The organism is Streptomyces sp. GL_148 (genome assembly GCF_057834205.1).
Genome location: NZ_CM174396.1, coordinates 3,998,743 through 4,016,651 on the forward strand (window position 1 = coordinate 3,998,743; position 17,909 = coordinate 4,016,651).

Genomic DNA, 17,909 nt, shown 5'->3' on the forward strand with positions numbered 1-17,909 from the left:
AAGCCCAAGACGGAGCTACGGTTGCGCCCATGGAAGTCTCCGATCAAGGAGGAGAGTTGGACCTTGTGCGTGCGGTGCCCGGTGACCAGGTCGCTCCGTCGAGCGGGGTACTTCCAGGCGGTGGCCTGCATCCCAAAGTAGCGGCTCGACGTAATGTGTTTCACGACTTCCGTGTCACTAGTGACATTGCCACTCTTGTGGGTGACAGCGGTCTGAGGAAGGTGAGTTGAGCATGGCGACTGCGCGTCAGCTTCGATTCGGTGCCGAGCTGCGCAAGCTGCGCGAGGGCGCCGACCTGAACGCGACCGAGGCCGCCAAGCACCTGGGCATGCGGCAGACCCAGATCAGCAACCTGGAGGCCGGCCGCATCGGCGCGAGCCCCGAGCGGGTGCGTGCGCTGGCAGGTCTCTACGGGTGCGTGGACCAGTCGTACATCTCAGCGCTCGTCGCGATGACCGGTGAGCGCCGGCGGGGATGGTGGGAGGAGTACCGGGACATCCTCCCCGGCCCGTTGCTCGACCTTGCCGAGCTGGAGCATCACGCACACAGCCTGCGAGGCGCGGTCACCACGCTCATTCCCGGGCTTCTCCAGACCGCCGATCACGCTCGCGAGATCTTCCGGCACGCAGTCCAGGCCCTGACCCCGCCGGACATCGAGCACCGGGTCTCCTTCCGCCTCAAGCGGCAGGCAGTGCTGTTCGGCGAGCAGCCGGTGACGTACCAGGCGCTCATCCACGAGGCCGCACTGCGCATTCCGGTGGGCGGCGGCGTGGTCGCCCGCGCCCAGCTCGCGCATCTGCTGGCCATGGGCGAGCAGGATCACGTGACGGTCCAGGTCATCCCCTTCGGCGTGGGAGCCCTCCACGGATCCGGGCAGTCCATCTACTACGCAACCGGGCCCGTGCCACAGCTCGACACCGTCCATCTCGACCAGACCCACGGGCTCGTATACCTGGACGCCGCAGAGCAACTCGCCGACTACCGCGTACTCTTCGAGCGGATGGAGGCCGTGGCCCTCAGCCCCGAGAAGTCGCGGGAGTTCATCGACGCTGTCGCTGCGGACCTGTGAAGGGGACACGTGTACCAGTACCAGTGGCAGAGGTCCTCCCGCTGCGCGTCCGGCGACTCATGCGTCTACGTCGCCACCTCCCCCGCCGGCCAGATCCTCGTCGCCGAGAGCGGTGAGCCGGCCGCCGGGGCCGTCCTGAGGGTCAGCGCCGGCGCCTGGAGCGGGCTTCTCGGCGCCCTCAAAGCGGGACGGCTCTGACCGACTCCGCGCGGGCCGGGACCGCGGTGCCAGGGCCGCGTCCGCCTCGGCGAGGGCCGACTCGCCCGCGCGCAGGGAGTCGTGGCCGAAGCGGCCCCCTGCCGCAGGGAACACCAGGGCTCCGCAGGGCCCCGTAAGCCTCATACGGGCTCCCCGGGGGCCCGCCCCCTCACGCCGGTGCCTTGATGCCCTCCAGGAACGGCTCCACCGCCGCCCGCCAAGCCGTCGGGTGGTCGTAGTGGAGGTAGTGGCCTGCGTCCGGGATCTCCGCGTACTGTCCGGCCGGCAGGACGCGGACCATTTCCTGGGCCTCGGCCCGGCCCAGCTCGCCGTCCAGGCCGCGGACGACCAGTGTTGGGCAGCGGACTTGGGCGAGCTCCTCCCAGTGCGCGTCGTGCACCCACGTCTCCCGCGCGGTCAGCATCTGCCGGCGCGAGAACAGCGGGCGCCAGCCGTCGTCGGCCTCGTGCATCACTTCCGCGAAGAACTCGCCCCGGCCGGGATCCGGGCGCTCCACCCGCGGGTCGTCCTCGCCGAACCAGCGCCGTGCGGCGTCCTGGGTGGGGAACGGCAGCGGCCAGTGGCGGAACCACTCCTCCCACTCCTGCTGCGAGGCCTCCCCCAGCGCGGACGCCCGCATGTCGCAGATGACCAGGGCCGCTACGAGGTCGGGGCGGCGGGCCGCGAGCTGCCAGGCGGTGAGGGCGCCCATGGAATGGCCGATCAGCGTCACCGGCGCGAGGCCGAGCTGTTCGACGGCCGCTTCGGCGTCGGCCACGAAGGCCTCGCGCCCGTAGGCGACGGAGCTGCCGGGGCCGGCGGCTGGCGGGCGCTCGCTCTGGCCGTGGCCGCGCTGGTCGAGGGCCACGACGCGGCGGGTCTCGCCGAGCCAGCGGGCGGTGCCCGTCCAGTGGAAGGCGCGGCCCATCAGGCCGTGCAGTAAGAGAGCCGCGGGCTCACCCGACGGCGACCGCTGGGGCTCCGGGGCCGCTTCGCCGAACTCCCAGGCCGCCAGGCGTACGCCGTCGGCCCCCGTCACATCGAGGCGTCGTACCACCGCAGATGCACCCCCTTCGCTCCCGGCCACAGTATCGAACCCGTATTCGAAAACGGGGTTCTCACCGACAACACCGCTCTTTCGAGTGACCTTGCTCAAGGATTGACCGCCGCTGCCGATGGAGATCCTTTCAACAGGGAGGCGGGCCGCTCGGGGAAGACGGTCCGAAGGGATGACCTTGAGAGCTCGGGGCTCCAGGTCAAGCAGGGGAGGACCGGTCCCGGCGCCGCAAGGCGCCGGGACCATCCATGCAGATCCACACCGGTCCACGCAGGCCGACACCAGTCGGATTCGCTCGCACTGGCGACCCGCTCGAACGATCGTGCGTCAGCCCGTCGATCCCCCCGGCCCCTCCCTCGGTCCGTCCGTCAGCGCTTCGCCACGAACACGTGGGAGGCGATATCCGCCTCCAGCTCCGCGGCCTCGCCCCCACTGCCGACCAGCACACCGCCGGGCGACTCGGTCACGCTGACCACCGAGCCGGGCTGAACGCCCGCCCGCCGCAGCGTGTACATCAGCTGCGCGTCCGTCTGGATCGGCTCACCGATCCGGCGGATCACGACGGTCTTGCCCTCCACGCCCGGGTCAAGCTCGGCAAGGCTGACCATGCCCTCCTCCAGGAACGGATCGGCCTCGGCCTTCTCGCCCAGCTCCTCCAGCCCCGGGATCGGGTTCCCGTACGGCGATTCGGTCGGGTGGCGCAGCAGCTCCAGCACCCGCCGCTCCACCGCCTCGCTCATCACGTGCTCCCAGCGGCAGGCCTCGGCGTGCACGTGCTCCCACTCCAGGCCGATGACGTCGACGAGCAGGCACTCGGCGAGGCGGTGCTTGCGCATCACCCGCGTCGCCAGCTTGCGCCCCTCGTCGGTCAGCTCCAGGTGTCGGTCGCTGGCGACGGCCACCAGGCCGTCGCGCTCCATCCGCGCCACCGTCTGGCTCACCGTCGGGCCGCTCTGGTCCAGCCTCTCGGCGATCCGGGCGCGCATGGGGACCACACCTTCCTCTTCCAGTTCGAGGATGGTGCGGAGGTACATCTCCGTGGTGTCGATCAGTCCGGACATTCGTGCCCCTCGGATTGCGTGCGCTGGCCCTGCCCCCAATTCTGACCCATCGCGCCGACAACCGTCCCGTGTAGGACGTCAAGGGCCGTACCGGACCGCCCTCAAACGCCCCCCGGGCACCTCGGGCCACCTCTCATTACGCCGTCCACCGGGCCTTTCGCCCCCGGGATGAAAGTTCGTATTGACACGCCCTTGGTCCAGACCGCACGGTGAGCGGCGGACACGGACGACAACCTCACCCACTCCCACCCCGGAAGGCCATCGGCGTATGAGCGAGAGCAAGCTGGCCGGTCAGTTCTTCGACGCCGCCATCGGCCTGCTGGAGCGGGTACGGGACGAGGAGTCCGCCCGCATCAACGAGGCCGGGACCGTCATCGCGGACGCCGTGGCCGCAGGGCACAAGCTCTTCGCCTTCGGCGCCGGGCACTCCTCGCTCCCCGCCCAGGACGTGGTCTACCGGGCCGGCGGGCTCGCCCTGATGAACTTCCTCGCCGTCCCCGGCACCGCCGGCATCGACGTCATGCCCGCCACCCTCGGCAGCGCCCTGGAGCGCGTCGACGGCCTCGCCGGGGCAGTCCTGGACAGCAGCCCGGCCAGTGACGGCGACGTCCTCGTGATCATCTCCCTCTCCGGGCGCAACGCGCTGCCGGTCGAGATGGCCATGAACGCCCGCGCGATCGGCCTCAAGGTCATCGGCGTCACCTCGGTGGCCTACGCGACCGACACCAAGTCCCGCCACGTCTCCGGCACCTTCCTCAAGGACCACTGCGACATCGTCCTCGACAGCAAGATCGCGGTCGGCGACGCCGAGCTCACCCACGAAGGCATCGAAGCCCCCTTCGCCCCCGCCTCCACCGTCGTGACCAGCGCGATCATGCAGGCGGTCATGGCCGCCGCGGCCGGCGAGCTCGTCGCCCGCGGCGTCGAACCGCCGCTCCTGCGCTCGGGCAACGTGGACGGCGGCCACGAGTGGAACGGCCGCGTCATGCAGGAGTACGGCGACCGCATCTTCTTCCGCCACTAGGCCGTCTCTACACGCGGCCCGTCACCGGCCCTTCAAGCCCAGGTCCAGGTCCAGGTCCGCCGCGACACGGGCCGCCACCTCCTCCGCGTACTCCGCATCCGCACGCTCGAAGGCGGCCCGGGACGGCCCCCGCAGGAACGTCAGCGTGCCCAGGCTCCGGCCCCGGCTGCGCAGCACCGTGCACAGGGCGTGCGCCGCCCCCTCGGGCCAGCGCCGGGCGCCCGCCCACGCCCCGTCCGCCCGCCCGCCCGGCGCGCTGGTCCGCACCGACCCGGCCCGGTCCAGCGCCTGCAGCACCGGGTGGCCGGCCTCGTAGCGCACCGGGATCGCCCCGGGCTCGGGCAGCCCCGGCAGGCCGGGCGGGGACGCCGCCCAGCGCAGCAGCCGTACGCGCTCCGGCAGCGAGCCGTCCAGTACGTCCACCAGCGCGTGCTCGGCGAAGCCCGCCAGCGCGAACTCCAGCCGTACGGCCGCCGCCTCGGCCGGGTCCTCGCACTCGGCGGCGGCCCGCCCGGCCCGGTACAGCTGATGGGACCGGAACCGCAGCTGCGCCGTGTCCAGCTGCGCCTGGCGGGCCTCGGTGACGTCCTGGAACAGCAGGGCGACCCCGAGTGGTACGGGTTCCTCCGCGAGCGGCGACGCCAGGCGCAGGAACCCGCACCGCCAGCACCGCCGCCGCACGCCCTCGGGGCCGCGTACGGACACCCACAGCTCCGCCGGGGCCGGAGGCGCCCCCTCGGCCAGCACGTGCTGCAGGGCCCCCTCCAGTTCCTCCACCCCTTGCGCCAGCAGCTCCCCCAGGGGCCGCCCGAGCAGCATGGTGCGGCCGGACCCGAAGGCGCGGGCGGCGTGGGCGTTGACCACGGCCGGGCGCAGGTCCACGTCGACGAGCACGACGCCCCAGGAGGCGTCCTCCATCAGCGCCTCGCTCAAGGCGATGGAACGCTCCAGGTCGATCTGCGCGTGCACCTCGCTGAAGGCGCAGTACACCCCGGCCGGTTTCCCGTCGGCGCCCGGCACCCCCGCGGACTGGGTCCGCACGAGCACCCGCCCGCCGTCCTTGGTCAGCAGCGCGAACTCGTGCACCTGCCGCCCCGGCACGTCCTGGGCGGCCATGAGTCTGTCCTGCACGTCCTGCGCGTCGGCGGCCCGCACGGCCCACCCCGCGAACCCCTTGCGCCCCACGGCCTCGATCGCCGACCACCCCAGGATCCGCTCGGCCTCGCGGTTCCAGTGGGTGATCACGCCATCGGCGTCGAACGCGCACAAAGCCGCGTCCATCCCGTCCAGCAGCGCTGCGAGCAGATCGTCGGCGGTCTCATCACGTCCGGATGCAGTCACCTGGGCCCCCTACAGGTGTTCGCGTGTGCGGCACGTCACGTCATTGAACTGGAACGTGACGCAGCCCACACCCACTTCCCGCAATCATCCCGGTATGTCCCAGCGGGAGGGGTCGACCGGTCAGCCGAGGAGCACCACGAGGAACACGATCCCGGCGACCGCGCCGGCACCGATCAGCAGGCTCGCCCCGCGCGACCCCGCCCACCACTCCCGCCGCGCGGCGGCCCGGGCGATGCGCGCCTCCGCCCCCGGATCCGACTGCCACCCGGAACCGCGCAGCCCGGTCCACACGCCCCGGATGAGGGCCACTTCGGTACGGACCCCCTCGACTTCCCGGTCGTCCACGCACGGCAGCGAGACGCGCCTGCCCCCGGGCAGGTAGGCGTACGCGGAAACCCTCGGCGCGCCGGGCACCGTCCGCGCCCGCCCCGGCCAGACCTCGGCCCGGACGTCGTGCAGCTCGGCCCACCGCAGCCGCCGTACCCGCATGAACCTCCGTACGGCGATCCCCTGCTCATCGAGAACGGTGAACCGGCGCGGCCTGGCATACGCCAGGACCACGTAGAACAGGCCCGTCAGGACCGGCAGCGCCACCCTCCACCAGAGCGGCAGGCGATCGGCGGTGGCCGACTGGTAGCACCCCCACAGCCAGACGATCCCCATCCACAGATACGCCCCGGACCCCGATCCCGCCCGGGTCCGGTACTCGCGCGGCAACGCCCTCTCCATGCGGCCCCCCCAGGCTCGGCGGACAGAGTAGACAGCTCCGGGATCGAATGAACACAGTCCGCCCCCGGGACTACACGACCTGAGCGACCACACGTTCGAGTGAGCCCTGCCGATCCGTCGGCGCCGCTCGGTCCGAGGTCGATAGCGTCGGCCGCATCACGAGAAGGGAGGTCACTCGCTCCCTCACCGAGTGACCAGCCCCAGTCATCACGATCCGCGGATCAGACGAGGTGCCTCGATGACTACGTTCTCCGCAGGTGAGCAGACCCACCAGGCTGTGCTTCCTCAGCAGCCTGCTCTGGAATCCGTGAGCGCAGACACCCCCGGGAGCAGGGACGAAACGGCTCGCGGACTCCCGGCCACTGCGCCGGGCGCCGACGTGGAACATGGGCGAGGGGAGATCGACGGGAACCGCACCTGGGCCCGTCGGCGGAACGCCGGATCCGCTGCTCACGCAGCGGCCATGGCAGTGAACGGGAGCGGTGACGCTCCCCGCGACACGGCAAGCCGGGTGTTCGTTCTGGCGAAGGGGGGCGAACCCCTGATGCCCTGCCATCCCGCCCGGGCCCGCGAAATGCTCCGGAGCGGGCGAGCGGTCCTGGCCCGGCGAGCGCCCTTCACCATCCGGCTCAGGGACCGAACCCGCGAGGGTTCCACCGTCACAGGCGTGCAAGTGCGCCTCGACCCCGGGTCGAAAGCAACGGGGATCGCCGTGACCGACGAACTCCATCCCGTCGACCCGGAGAGCCGGACCTCCGTAGCCCGCCGGGGGCTCGTCACGATCGAGCTCCGGCATCGGGGACAGCAGATCCGCCGCGGCATGATGCGGCGCGCGGGCTACCGCCGCCGGCGCCGCTCCTCGAATCTGCGGTACCGGGCTCCCCGGTCCGACAACCGCCGCCGGCCACCCGGCTGGCTCCCTCCGTCGCTACGGCATCGGGTCGACTCCACGATGTCGCTCGTGACGAAGTTGTGCCGCTACGCACCAGTCATCGAGATCCACGTGGAACAAGTCGCCTTCGATACGACCGCTGTCACCGGAGTCGGGCAGTCCGGCGTACGGGAGAACCTGGGGGCCACACTCGCCAGGTCCGAGATCCGTGAGTTCCTGCTGGCCAAGTGGAACAGGTCTTGCGCCTATTGCGACGCGTCCGCGGTACCGCTCAACGTCGAACACGTCCGTCCCCGCAGATTCGGGGGGTCGGACCGGGTTTCGAACCTCGTCCTCGCCTGCATTCCGTGCAATCAGGCGAAGGGCACTCAGCGAGTCGAGGAATTCCTCGCCACCCGGCCCGTCCGCTTGGAGGGCGTGCTCGCTCAGCTCAGGAGACCGCTTCGGGACATCGCGGTCATGAACGCCACCCGGTACCCGCTCGTGGAGGCGCTGGCCACGCTGGGCATGCCCGTGCACACCTGGTCGGGCGGTCGGACGTACTGGAACCGCGTCGTGATGGAGCTGCCGAAGAGCCACACTCTCGATGCCCTCTCCGTCGGATTCCTTGACCATGAGCGGGGCGACCGGCTCGTACGGGTGCCCGCGCAGATCTTGGTGGTGAGTTCGACAGGGCGCGGTGCGTACGCCAGAACCACCCCGGACCGGTTCGGGTTCCCCCGCTTGCGGCGGCCACGCGCGAAGATTCTGAACGGTTACGCCACCGGCGACCTCGTGCGCGCCGTGGTTCCCCGGGGGAAGTGGGTCGGTACCTGGGTGGGCCGGATCGCGGTCCGGACGAGTGGCCAGCATCGAATCACCACGCTGACCTGCCGGTTTGATGTCTCCCACCGGAATGTGTCGCTGCTCCAGAGAGCGGACGGATACAGCTACGGATTCGCCCCCGAAATTCGGTTGAGCGCGCTCCGCGGCGGTGCCTACAGTGGCGGCACACGGAAGGAGGTGGTTGCCGCAATGTACGGAAACCGGACGCGTGAGGTGGCTGCGGGCTAAAGCGCCCGTTGTCGCACGCACCCAGTGCGGTGCCCGGCGGAGTCGCCGGCGCCAATCCCAAGCAGTCACCCGACCCGCGAGCTCGCCGGTACGTCCGGCCGGCTTCCCCCACTGCAGGGGGGAAACCCGAGCTCGCGGGTCGTCTGCGTGTGAGGGCCCCTACGGGGTCACGGGCAGAGGCGTTCCACGCGCCATTTCTCCGCCTCCAGGACGTAGCGGAGGCGGTCGTGGAGGCGGTTTTCGTGGCCCTGCCAGAATTCCACCGCGTCGGGGACCACGCGGATGCCGCCCCATTGCGGGGGCACCGGAACCTGTTCGCCCTCGGGGTAGCGGGCTTCCAGTTCCGCGTAGCGGCGGTCCAGTTCCGCGCGGGAGGCGATCACCGTGGACTGTTCGCTGGCCCAGGCGCCCAGCTGGGAGCCGTGGGGGCGGGAGCGGAAGTACGCCGCCGTCGCGTCCCGGCCGATGCGCGAGGCCGTGCCGGTGACGACGACCTGGCGGGCGATGGGGTGCCAGGGGAAGAGCAGGGAGACGAATGGGTTGGCGTCCACTTCGCGGCCCTTGCGGGAGTCGTAGTTCGTGAAGAAGACGAATCCGCGCTCGTCGAACTGCTTCAACAGGACCGTGCGCGTGCTGGGGCGGCCGTCCGGGGTTGCGGTCGCGACGACCATCGCGTTGGGTTCGAAGACGTTCGCCTCCGCAGCGTCGCGGAACCAGCGCGCGAACTGGCCCATCGGCTCCTCGGCGAGGCTTTCCTCGGCGACGAGCTGGGAGCGGTACTGCTTGCGCATGTCGGCAGGGTCAGGGTGCTGATCGGTCACGCGGCCATCCTGCCGCAGCAACGCGTCCGGGACTGTGCCGTATGTCACGCTTCCCCGCGCCAAGCGGAACGTACAAAATCTTGGGGCCGGTCCGACGGTCCCGAACGGATGACCATCGGCCGTGCCGGGCATCAACGGGGATGACCGCGCCGGACCGCGAATCACGCCGGAAGCCGCGCGTGTTCGCACTATTTGAGGAGCCGCCTGATGTCCGACTTCGTACCCGGTCTCGAGGGAGTCGTCGCGTTCGAAACGGAGATCGCCGAACCCGACAAGGAGGGTGGTTCGCTGCGGTATCGCGGCGTCGACATCGAAGACCTCGTCGGCCACGTCTCCTTCGGGAACGTCTGGGGTCTGCTGGTCGACGGTGCCTTCAACCCCGGCCTGCCGGCCGCCGAGCCCTTCCCGATCCCGGTGCACTCCGGTGACATCCGGGTCGACGTGCAGTCCGCGCTCGCCATGCTCGCCCCCGTGTGGGGTCTCAAACCGCTCCTCGACATCGACGAGCAGACCGCGCGTGACGACCTGGCGCGGGCGGCCGTAATGGCGCTGTCGTACGTCGCCCAGTCCGCGCGCGGCCAGGGACGGCCGATGGTCCCGCAGAGCGAGATCGACAAGGCCGAGTCCGTGGTCGAGCGGTTCATGATCCGCTGGCGCGGCGAGCCCGACCCGCGCCACGTCAAGGCCGTCGACGCCTACTGGACCTCGGCCGCCGAGCACGGGATGAACGCCTCGACCTTCACCGCGCGCGTCATCGCCTCGACGGGTGCCGATGTCGCGGCCGCGCTGTCCGGCGCGGTCGGCGCCATGTCCGGGCCGCTGCACGGCGGGGCGCCGTCGCGCGTCCTCGGCATGATCGAGGAGATCGAGCGCACCGGCGACGCCGTGGCGTACGTGAAGAAGGCCCTGGACAAGGGCGAGCGGCTGATGGGCTTCGGCCACCGCGTCTACCGCGCCGAGGACCCGCGCGCCCGCGTGCTGCGGCGTACGGCCAAGGAGCTGGACGCCCCGCGCTACGAGGTGGCCGCCGCCCTGGAGAAGGCCGCCCTGGAGGAGCTGCACGCGCGCCGTCCCGACCGGGTGCTCGCGACGAACGTGGAGTTCTGGGCCGCGATCATGCTGGACTTCGCGGAGGTCCCGGCGCACATGTTCACCTCGATGTTCACGTGTGCCCGTACCGCCGGCTGGTCCGCGCACATCCTGGAGCAGAAGCGCACGGGCCGCCTGGTCCGCCCCTCGGCCCGCTACACCGGGCCGGGTGTGCGCAACCCGCGCGAGATCGCCGGTTACGCGGACATGGCGGAGACCGCCTGAGACCGTCTGAGTGCGCCTGAGACCGTCTGAGTGCGCTGAGTGCGTCTGAGTGCGCGACCGCGTCGGCTGCCCCCGCACAGGGCCGCCGCTCGTGCCAGGCGCCGCATCCCCTCGGGGGTGCGGCGCCCGTCGCGTTTCCGGAGAGGGGGAGGGGGCGGTCTCAGCCCAGTTCCGAGTCCAGGATGCGGGCCCACTGGGCGACGACCCGCGCCCGGCGGGCGGTGTCGTCGGTGAGGACGTTGGCCAGGCCCAGGCCGCGGGCCATGTCGAGCAGGCCCTGCACGGTTTCCCGTACGCCCGGTACGGACTCGTCCGCGCCCAGGAGTTCCACGGCCATGCGGTGGGTCTCGCGGCCGACGCGGGCCTCCAGCTCGGCCACGCGGGGCCGCAGCTGCTCCTCGTGGGAGGCCGCGACCCACAACTGGAGGGCGGCGCGGAACATCGGGCCGGTGTACAGGTCGATGAGCGCCCCGACCACGTCGGCACGGGCCGCGGCCCTGCCGCCGCGCGGGAACAGGTCCAGCAGTGCGGTCGAGCGCACCTCGGCCATGTACTCGACGGCCGCGGTGAACAGTTCCTCGCGGGTGCGGAAGTGGTGCTGGGCCGCCCCGCGCGAGACGCCGGCGCGCTCGGCGACCACGGCGACGGTGGATCCGGCCCAGCCCTGTTCCGCGAGGCAGGAGACGGCCGCTTCGAGGAGGTGGCGGCGGGTGACCCGGCTGCGGGCCTGCTTGGGCCCGCTCTCCGCGGTCACCGCAGCCATGACGGGTCCCGTCGTTCGAAGCGGGCGCTGATGCCCTCGCGGGCCTCGGCGGAGGCGAAGTGCCGGGCCGACAGCTCCGTGAGGGCTGCCCCGTCCCGGTCCAGGGCAGCCCGTACCGGGGCGGTGACCAGCCGTTTCGTCGCGGCCAGCGCCTCGGGGCCCGCCTTGAGCAGGCCTTCCAGGACGGGGGCCAGGAGCTTGTCCAGGTTCTCGGGGTCCGCGGCGTCTGCGCCGGCGAGGGTGAGCAGGCCGATGCGGGCGGCTTCCGCGGCGTCGAAGACCTCGGCGGTCAGGAAGTAGCGGGCCGCGGCGCGGGGGTCCAGGCGCGGGAGCAGCGGCGCCGAGATCACGGCCGGAACCACGCCGAGGTGGGTCTCGGTGAAGGCGTACGTGGACCCGTGCCCGGCGGCGGCGATGTCGCAGACGCCGAGCAGCCCGAGGCCGCCCGCGCGGACGTGGCCGGTGACCCGGGCGACGACGGGCTTGGGCAGTTCGGCGATCTCCCGGAGCAGGGCCAGGAAGTCGGCCGGGTCGCAGGGCGACTTGAGGTCGGCGCCGGCGCAGAAGGTGGTGCCGGTGTGGGTGAGGACGATGGCACGGGTCGCCGGTGCGGCGGCTTCGGCGGCCAGGGCTGCGCGGAGTTCTTGGACCAGGGTGGCGGAGAGGGCGTTGCGGTTGGCCGGGGAGTCGAGGGTGAGGGTGGCGAGGCCGGGCGTTCGCGCGGCGTGGACCAGTGGGGGCATGTCTCCTCCGGAGGGGGTGGTCGGCTCGGTCGGGATCCCCTCCGGGGAGGGTATGCGGGTCGCCTGCGGCGGGCTCCGGTGGGCCGGTGCGGTAGCTCGGCCCTGCGGGGCGAAGTCCCCTCCCCGCCCTTCGCCCGTTCCCCGGGCGCTGCCCGGACCCCGGTCCTCAAGCGCCGGACGGGCTGGAGGGGGGTGCCGGGCTGTGCCCGGACCCCCTGGGGCTCCGCCCCAGACCCCGGTCCTCAAACGCCGGACGGCTGGATTTAGCCGGCCTCAGCCTGCATCTGAACGCCTGCGGGCTGGGAAAAACCAGCCCCTCCGGCGTTTGAGGAGCAGGGGTCCGGGGGCTGGCCCCCGGCACGGTGCGGTCAGTAGGACTTGGGGAGGCCCAGGGTCTGGTGGGAGATGAAGTTGAGGATCATCTCGCGGCTGACCGGGGCGATCCGGGCCACCCGGGAGGCGACGATCAGCGCGGCCAGGCCGTATTCGCGGGTGAGGCCGTTGCCGCCCAGGGTGTGGACGGACTGGTCCACCGCCCGGACGCAGGCCTCCCCCGCCGCGTACTTCGCCATGTTCGCGGCCTCGCCCGCCCCCATGTCGTCGCCGGCGTCGTAGAGGTGGGCCGCCTTCTGCATCATCAGGCGGGCCAGTTCGAGGTCTATGTGGGCGGCCGCCAGGGGGTGCGCGATGGCCTGGTGCGCGCCGATGGGGGTCTTCCAGACCTGGCGGGTCTTCGCGTAGTCGACGGCCCGGGCGAGGGCGTAGCGGCCCATGCCGATGGCGAAGGCGGCGGTCATGACGCGCTCGGGGTTGAGGCCTGCGAAGAGCTGGAGCAGGCCCGCGTCCTCGTCGCCGACCAGGGCGGAGGAGGGGAGGCGCACGTCTTCGAGGACCAGCTCGAACTGTTTTTCCGCCGCCTGGAGTTCCATGTCGATCGGGGTGTAGGCGAAGCCCGGGGTTTCGCGGGGGACGATGAAGAGGCAGGGCTTGAGGCTGCCCGTCCGGGCGTCTTCCGTGCGGCCCACGATGAGGGTGGCGTCGGCGATGTCCACGCCGGAGATGAAGACCTTGCGGCCGGTGAGGACCCAGTCGTCGCCGTCGCGGCGGGCGGTGGTGGTGATGCGGTGGGAGTTGGAGCCGGCGTCGGGTTCGGTGATGCCGAAGGCCATCGTGCGGGTGCCGTCCGCGAGCCCGGGGAGCCAGGCCTGCTTCTGGGCCTCGGTGCCGAAGCGGGCGATGACCGTGCCGCAGATGGCGGGCGAGACGACCATCATGAGGAGCGGGCAGCCCGCTGCGCCGAGTTCTTCGAGGACGATGGAGAGTTCGGCGATGCCGCCGCCTCCGCCGCCGTACTCCTCGGGGAGGTTGACCCCGAGGTAGCCGAGCTTCGCGGCGTCCGCCCACAGCTCGTCGGGGTGGCCGCCCTCCCGGGCGGTGCGGGCGAGGTACTCGCGGCCGTACTTGCGGCCGAGGGCGGCGACCGCCGCGCGCAGGGCCTGGTGCTCTTCAGTTTCGAGAGTCGTGGTGCCGAGAGTCGTGGTGCCGAGGGTCGTGGTGCCGGGGGTGGAGCTCATGCTTCCTCCTGGACTACGGCGAGCAGGGCGCCGAATTCGACCTGTTGGCCGGTGACGGCGTGGAGCGCGGTGAGCGTGCCGGAGGCGGGCGCGAGGATGCGGTGCTCCATCTTCATGGCCTCCAGCCAGAGCAGGGGCTGCCCGGCGGTGACGGGGCTGCCGGGGGCGAGGCCCTCGGCGACGCGGACGACGGTGCCGGGCATGGGGGCGAGCAGGGAACCCGGTTCGGTGCGGTCCTGCGGGTCCGCGAAGCGGGGGACGGGGGTCAGTGCGCGGGAGCCGAGCACGGAGTCCACGTACGTCGTGTTCGATTTTTGTTTCACGTGGAACAGCCGCCGGACGCCGTCCACTTCGAGGGTCACCAGGTGCCGCGTGACGGACAGGATGCGCACGCCGGGGTGGTCGAGGAGTTCCGGGTGGCTGCTGCGGGACGGGTGGTAGCGGACTTCGTATGCGGTTCCGTCGGCCGTGTAGCGGCGGCTCTGCGGCTGGGAACGGAGGTTGCGCCAGCCGCCGAGGCGGGTGGCGAGCGGGGCGTCCGGGGCGGGCGCGGCCTCGGCGAGGGCGGCGGCGAGCGCGCAGAGCACGGGCGCCGGGTCGTCCGGGGCGGCCTCGGTGAGGGCGGGCAGGTGGCGCTCGTAGAAGCCGGTGTCGAGCCGGGCGGCCGCGAACTCCGGGTGTCGCAGGGAGCCTACGAGGAGCTCGCGGTTGGTGGTCAGTCCGTGGATCCGGGCTCCGGCGAGGGCGTGCGCCAGGGCACGGACCGCTTCGGCGCGCGTCGGGGCGTGGGCGACGACCTTGGCGAGCATGGGGTCGTAGTGGATGGAGACGGTGTCCCCGTCGGTGAAACCGGTGTCCACGCGGACCTCGCCGGGCACGGCGAGGGTGTGCAGGGTCCCGGTCTGCGGACGCCAGTCCCGGGCCGGGTCCTCGGCGTAGAGCCGGGCCTCGACGGCGTGTCCGGCGGGCGTGGGCGGGTGCAGCGGGAGGGCGGCGCCCTCGGCGATCCGCAGTTGCAGCGCGACGAGGTCGATCCCGAAGACCGCTTCGGTGACGGGGTGTTCCACCTGGAGGCGGGTGTTCATCTCCAGGAAGTACGGGCGGCCGTCGGCGGTGACGAGGAACTCCACCGTGCCCGCGCCCTCGTACGAGACCGCGCGGGCGGCGGCCACGGCGGCCTCGTGGAGGGTGGCGCGCAGGGCCTCGGGCAGGCCGGGCGCCGGGGCTTCCTCGATGACCTTCTGGTGGCGCCGCTGGAGGGAGCAGTCGCGGGTGCCGAGCGCCCAGACGGTGCCGTGGGAGTCGGCGAGGATCTGCACCTCGACGTGGCGGCCGCGCTCCACGTAGGGCTCGGCGAAGACCTCTCCGTCGCCGAAGGCGGACAGGGCCTCGGCGGAGGCGGCTTCGAGGGATTCCTTGAGGGAGTCGAGGTCCCGGACCACCCGCATCCCGCGGCCGCCGCCGCCCGCCGCGGCCTTGAGGAGCAGCGGGAGGTCTGCGGTGGTGGCCGCGTGCGGGTCGACGGGGTCGAGCAGCGGGACCCCGGCGGCGCGCATCAGCTCCTTGGCCCGGGTCTTGGAGGCCATGGCCTCCATGGCCTCGGGCGGCGGGCCGACCCAGGTGAGTCCGGCGGCGCGGACGGCGCGGGCGAAGTCGGCGTTCTCGGAGAGGAACCCGTAGCCGGGGTGGACGGCGTCCGCGCCCGCCGCGAGGGCGGCTGCGATGACCAGGTCGCCGCGCAGGTAGGTGTCGGAGGGGGCCGCGCCGGGCAGCCGTACGGCCGCGTCGGCCGTACGGACGTGCAGGGCGTCGGCGTCGGGGTCGGAGTGGACGGCGACGGTGGCCAGGCCCAGGGCGCGGGCCGTGCGGAAGACGCGGACCGCGATCTCGCCGCGGTTGGCGACGAGGAGGGAGGTGAGGGGGGCCGTGAGGGGGGAGGTGAGGGGGGTCGACGAGTTCAGGGGGTTCAGAGCGTTCAGGGTCATGTGCGGGCTCACATCCGGAAGACGCCGAAGCCGCCACGGGCGCCCTCGACGGGGGCGTTGTGGACGGCCGACAGGCACAGGCCGAGGACGGTGCGGGTGTCGCGGGGGTCGATGACCCCGTCGTCGTACAGCCGTCCGGACAGGAACATCGGCAGGGACTCGGCCTCGATCTGCGCCTCGACGAAGGCGCGCATGCCGGCGTCGGCCTCTTCGTCGTAGGGCTGTCCCTTCGCGGCCGCGGACTGGCGGGAGACGATCGAGAGCACTCCGGCGAGCTGGGCGGGGCCCATGACCGCGGACTTGGCGCTGGGCCAGGCGAAGAGGAAGCGGGGCTCGTAGGCGCGGCCGCACATGCCGTAGTGGCCGGCTCCGTAGCTGGCGCCGATGAGGACGGAGAGGTGGGGGACCTTCGAGTTCGAGACCGCGTTGATCATCATCGAGCCGTGTTTGATGATGCCGCCCTGCTCGTACTCCTTGCCGACCATGTAGCCGGTGGTGTTGTGGAGGAAGAGGAGCGGGATGTCGCGCTGGTTGGCGAGCTGGATGAACTGGGCCGCCTTCTGCGATTCCGCGCTGAACAGCACTCCTTGGGCGTTGGCGAGGATCCCGACCGGGTAGCCGTGGAGGCTCGCCCAGCCGGTGACCAGGCTGGTGCCGTAGAGGGGCTTGAACTCGTCGAAGTCGGAGGCGTCGACGATGCGGGCGATGACCTCGCGGGGGTCGAAGGGGGTTTTGAGGTCGGCGGGGACGATCCCGAGGAGTTCCTCCGGGTCGTGGAGGGGTTCTTCGGCGCGTGCCGGATCGGGGTGGGCCTTGCGGTGGTTGAGGCGGGCGACGACGCGGCGGGCCTGACGGATGGCGTCGTGCTCGTCGAGGGCGTAGTAGTCGGCGAGGCCCGAGGTCCGGGCGTGCATGTCGGCTCCGCCGAGGGACTCGTCGTCGCTCTCCTCGCCGGTGGCCATCTTGACGAGCGGCGGACCGCCCAGGAACACCTTGGAGCGGTCCTTGATCATGATGGTGTGGTCGGACATGCCGGGGATGTACGCGCCTCCGGCGGTGGAGTTGCCGAAGACGACGGCGATGGTGGGGACGCCGTCGGCCGAGAGCCGGGTGAGGTCGCGGAAGATGGCGCCGCCCGGGATGAAGATCTCCTTCTGGGAGGGAAGATCGGCACCGCCGGACTCGACGAGGCTGATGCAGGGGAGCCGGTTCTGGCGGGCGATCTCGTTGGCCCGCAGGGCCTTCCTGAGCGTCCAGGGGTTCGAGGCGCCGCCGCGGACGGTGGGGTCGTTGGCGGTGACCAGGCATTCGACGCCCTCGACGGTGCCGATTCCGGTGACGATGGAGGCGCCCACCGGGTAGTCGCTGCCCCAGGCGGCCAGCGGGGACAGCTCCAGGAAGGGGGTGTCGGGGTCGAGGAGCAGCTCGACGCGCTCGCGAGCGAGGAGCTTGCCGCGGGTCTTGTGCCGGGCGGTGTACTTCTCGCCGCCGCCGGCGAGGGCGGTGGCGTGCACGGCATCGAGCTCGGCGAGGCGTTCCAGGGCGGCGGTACGGGCCTGCGCGTGCTCGGGGGCGAGCGGGTCGACGGCGCTCTTGAGGCGGGTCACGGGGTCCCCTCCGGGGTGGTGGTGAGTACGGGGATCTCCGCGGGCGGCGGCGGGAGGGCTACGGGCGTCCCCGTGGGCGGTTCCAGCAGGGCTGTGGGGATGTCCACGTGGCGGGAGCGGAGCCACTCGCCGAGGGCCTTGGCCTGGGGGTCGAAGCGGTGGCCGGAGGCCACGCCGTCGCCGAGGATCCGGGTGACGGTGAAGTTGAGGGAGCGGAGGTTGGGGAGCTCGGCGCGGGTCACTTCCAGTGGGGTCGTTTCGGGGAGCAGCGCCTTGAAGGCTTCGACGGTGAGGGTGCGGTGGAGCCACTCCCAGGCAGGGTCGCTCTCGGCCCACACGCCGACGTTGGCGTCCCCGCCCTTGTCGCCGCTGCGGGCTCCGACGATGGTGCCGAGCGGCACCCTGCGGGTGGGGGCGGGGGGCGCCGTCGGCGCCGCCTGATCGGGGGCGGCCAGGGCCTGCGGCCCGGGGGTGGCCAGGGCCTGCGGCTCGGAGGTGGCCAGGGCCTGTGGCTCGGAGGTGGCCGGGGCCTGTGGCTCGGGGGCGGTGGGCCCTGCGGGGCTTTCCCCCACCCCGCCCCTTCCCGAAACCGGGGGCTGCGCCCCCGGACCCCCGGGGCGGGGCTCCGCCCCGGCCCCTTCGGGGGCTCCGCCCCCGGGCCCCCGCTCCTCAAACGCC

At 72.2% G+C, this 17,909-nt stretch carries 16 protein-coding genes; 5 read left to right on the forward strand and 11 right to left on the reverse strand.

The window, feature by feature from the left end:
• Positions 1-232 precede the first annotated feature (232 nt).
• Both AC3IYI_RS18300 and AC3IYI_RS18305 read left to right on the forward strand, forming a co-directional pair.
• Positions 233-1,069: a helix-turn-helix domain-containing protein gene (locus AC3IYI_RS18300; RefSeq protein WP_489411198.1), complete on the forward strand. Its 837-nt coding sequence runs from the start codon at positions 233-235 to the stop codon at positions 1,067-1,069.
• 9 nt (positions 1,070-1,078) lie between these two features.
• Positions 1,079-1,267 (forward strand): DUF397 domain-containing protein, encoded by a 189-nt coding sequence (locus AC3IYI_RS18305; protein WP_489411199.1) that lies wholly within the window; start codon positions 1,079-1,081, stop codon positions 1,265-1,267.
• A gap of 169 nt (positions 1,268-1,436) precedes the next feature.
• Here AC3IYI_RS18305 and AC3IYI_RS18310 read toward each other — a convergent pair whose 3' ends face one another.
• Positions 1,437-2,324: an alpha/beta fold hydrolase gene (locus tag AC3IYI_RS18310; protein ID WP_489411200.1), complete on the reverse strand. Its 888-nt coding sequence runs from the start codon at positions 2,322-2,324 to the stop codon at positions 1,437-1,439.
• A gap of 368 nt (positions 2,325-2,692) precedes the next feature.
• Positions 2,693-3,385, reverse strand: a complete 693-nt coding sequence (locus AC3IYI_RS18315; RefSeq protein WP_489411201.1) for an iron-dependent transcriptional repressor DtxR — start codon at positions 3,383-3,385, stop codon at positions 2,693-2,695.
• Positions 3,386-3,653: 268 nt separating this feature from the next.
• Here AC3IYI_RS18315 and AC3IYI_RS18320 point away from each other — a divergent pair, with 268 nt between their 5' ends.
• A complete protein-coding gene (locus tag AC3IYI_RS18320) occupies positions 3,654-4,409 on the forward strand; it encodes an SIS domain-containing protein (protein ID WP_489411202.1) in 756 nt (251 codons plus the stop codon).
• Positions 4,410-4,430: 21 nt separating this feature from the next.
• On the opposite strand, the gene AC3IYI_RS18325 is transcribed toward AC3IYI_RS18320, so the two are convergent.
• Both AC3IYI_RS18325 and AC3IYI_RS18330 read right to left on the reverse strand, forming a co-directional pair.
• The gene (locus AC3IYI_RS18325) at positions 4,431-5,750 is read right to left on the reverse strand and encodes a PAS domain-containing protein (protein WP_489411203.1); all 1,320 of its coding nucleotides are present in this window, start codon (positions 5,748-5,750) and stop codon (positions 4,431-4,433) included.
• Between the two features lie 120 nt (positions 5,751-5,870).
• Positions 5,871-6,479 (reverse strand): PH domain-containing protein, encoded by a 609-nt coding sequence (locus AC3IYI_RS18330; protein ID WP_489411204.1) that lies wholly within the window; start codon positions 6,477-6,479, stop codon positions 5,871-5,873.
• A gap of 544 nt (positions 6,480-7,023) precedes the next feature.
• On the opposite strand from AC3IYI_RS18330, the gene iscB reads away from it, so the two are divergent.
• Entirely contained in the window at positions 7,024-8,424 is a 1,401-nt protein-coding gene (gene iscB / locus AC3IYI_RS18335; RefSeq protein ID WP_489411576.1) for an RNA-guided endonuclease IscB, read from the forward strand.
• Between the two features lie 167 nt (positions 8,425-8,591).
• Here iscB and pdxH read toward each other — a convergent pair whose 3' ends face one another.
• Positions 8,592-9,215: a pyridoxamine 5'-phosphate oxidase gene (pdxH, locus tag AC3IYI_RS18340; protein ID WP_489411577.1), complete on the reverse strand. Its 624-nt coding sequence runs from the start codon at positions 9,213-9,215 to the stop codon at positions 8,592-8,594.
• A 237-nt stretch (positions 9,216-9,452) separates the two neighbouring features.
• Here pdxH and AC3IYI_RS18345 point away from each other — a divergent pair, with 237 nt between their 5' ends.
• Positions 9,453-10,559, forward strand: coding sequence for a citrate synthase 2 (locus AC3IYI_RS18345; RefSeq protein WP_243339376.1), 1,107 nt, complete (start codon positions 9,453-9,455; stop codon positions 10,557-10,559).
• A gap of 160 nt (positions 10,560-10,719) precedes the next feature.
• On the opposite strand, the gene AC3IYI_RS18350 is transcribed toward AC3IYI_RS18345, so the two are convergent.
• The 6 genes from AC3IYI_RS18350 to AC3IYI_RS18375 form a co-directional block, all read right to left on the reverse strand.
• Positions 10,720-11,322: a TetR/AcrR family transcriptional regulator gene (locus AC3IYI_RS18350; protein WP_489411205.1), complete on the reverse strand. Its 603-nt coding sequence runs from the start codon at positions 11,320-11,322 to the stop codon at positions 10,720-10,722.
• Entirely contained in the window at positions 11,310-12,065 is a 756-nt protein-coding gene (locus AC3IYI_RS18355) for an enoyl-CoA hydratase family protein (RefSeq protein WP_489411206.1), read from the reverse strand. Before AC3IYI_RS18355 ends, AC3IYI_RS18350 begins: the two co-directional genes overlap by 13 nt.
• 368 nt (positions 12,066-12,433) lie before the next feature.
• Positions 12,434-13,639: an acyl-CoA dehydrogenase family protein gene (locus tag AC3IYI_RS18360; protein WP_489411207.1), complete on the reverse strand. Its 1,206-nt coding sequence runs from the start codon at positions 13,637-13,639 to the stop codon at positions 12,434-12,436.
• Positions 13,636-15,624 carry an acetyl/propionyl/methylcrotonyl-CoA carboxylase subunit alpha gene (locus tag AC3IYI_RS18365; protein WP_489411208.1) on the reverse strand — a complete coding sequence of 663 codons (1,989 nt, stop codon included), beginning with the start codon at positions 15,622-15,624 and terminating at the stop codon, positions 13,636-13,638. Before AC3IYI_RS18365 ends, AC3IYI_RS18360 begins: the two co-directional genes overlap by 4 nt.
• A gap of 8 nt (positions 15,625-15,632) precedes the next feature.
• Positions 15,633-17,231, reverse strand: a complete 1,599-nt coding sequence (locus tag AC3IYI_RS18370) for an acyl-CoA carboxylase subunit beta (protein ID WP_489411209.1) — start codon at positions 17,229-17,231, stop codon at positions 15,633-15,635.
• Complete coding sequence (locus tag AC3IYI_RS18375; protein WP_489411578.1) at positions 17,228-17,803, reverse strand: AtuA-related protein; 576 nt, start codon at positions 17,801-17,803, stop codon at positions 17,228-17,230. Before AC3IYI_RS18375 ends, AC3IYI_RS18370 begins: the two co-directional genes overlap by 4 nt.
• Positions 17,804-17,909: the final 106 nt, after the last annotated feature.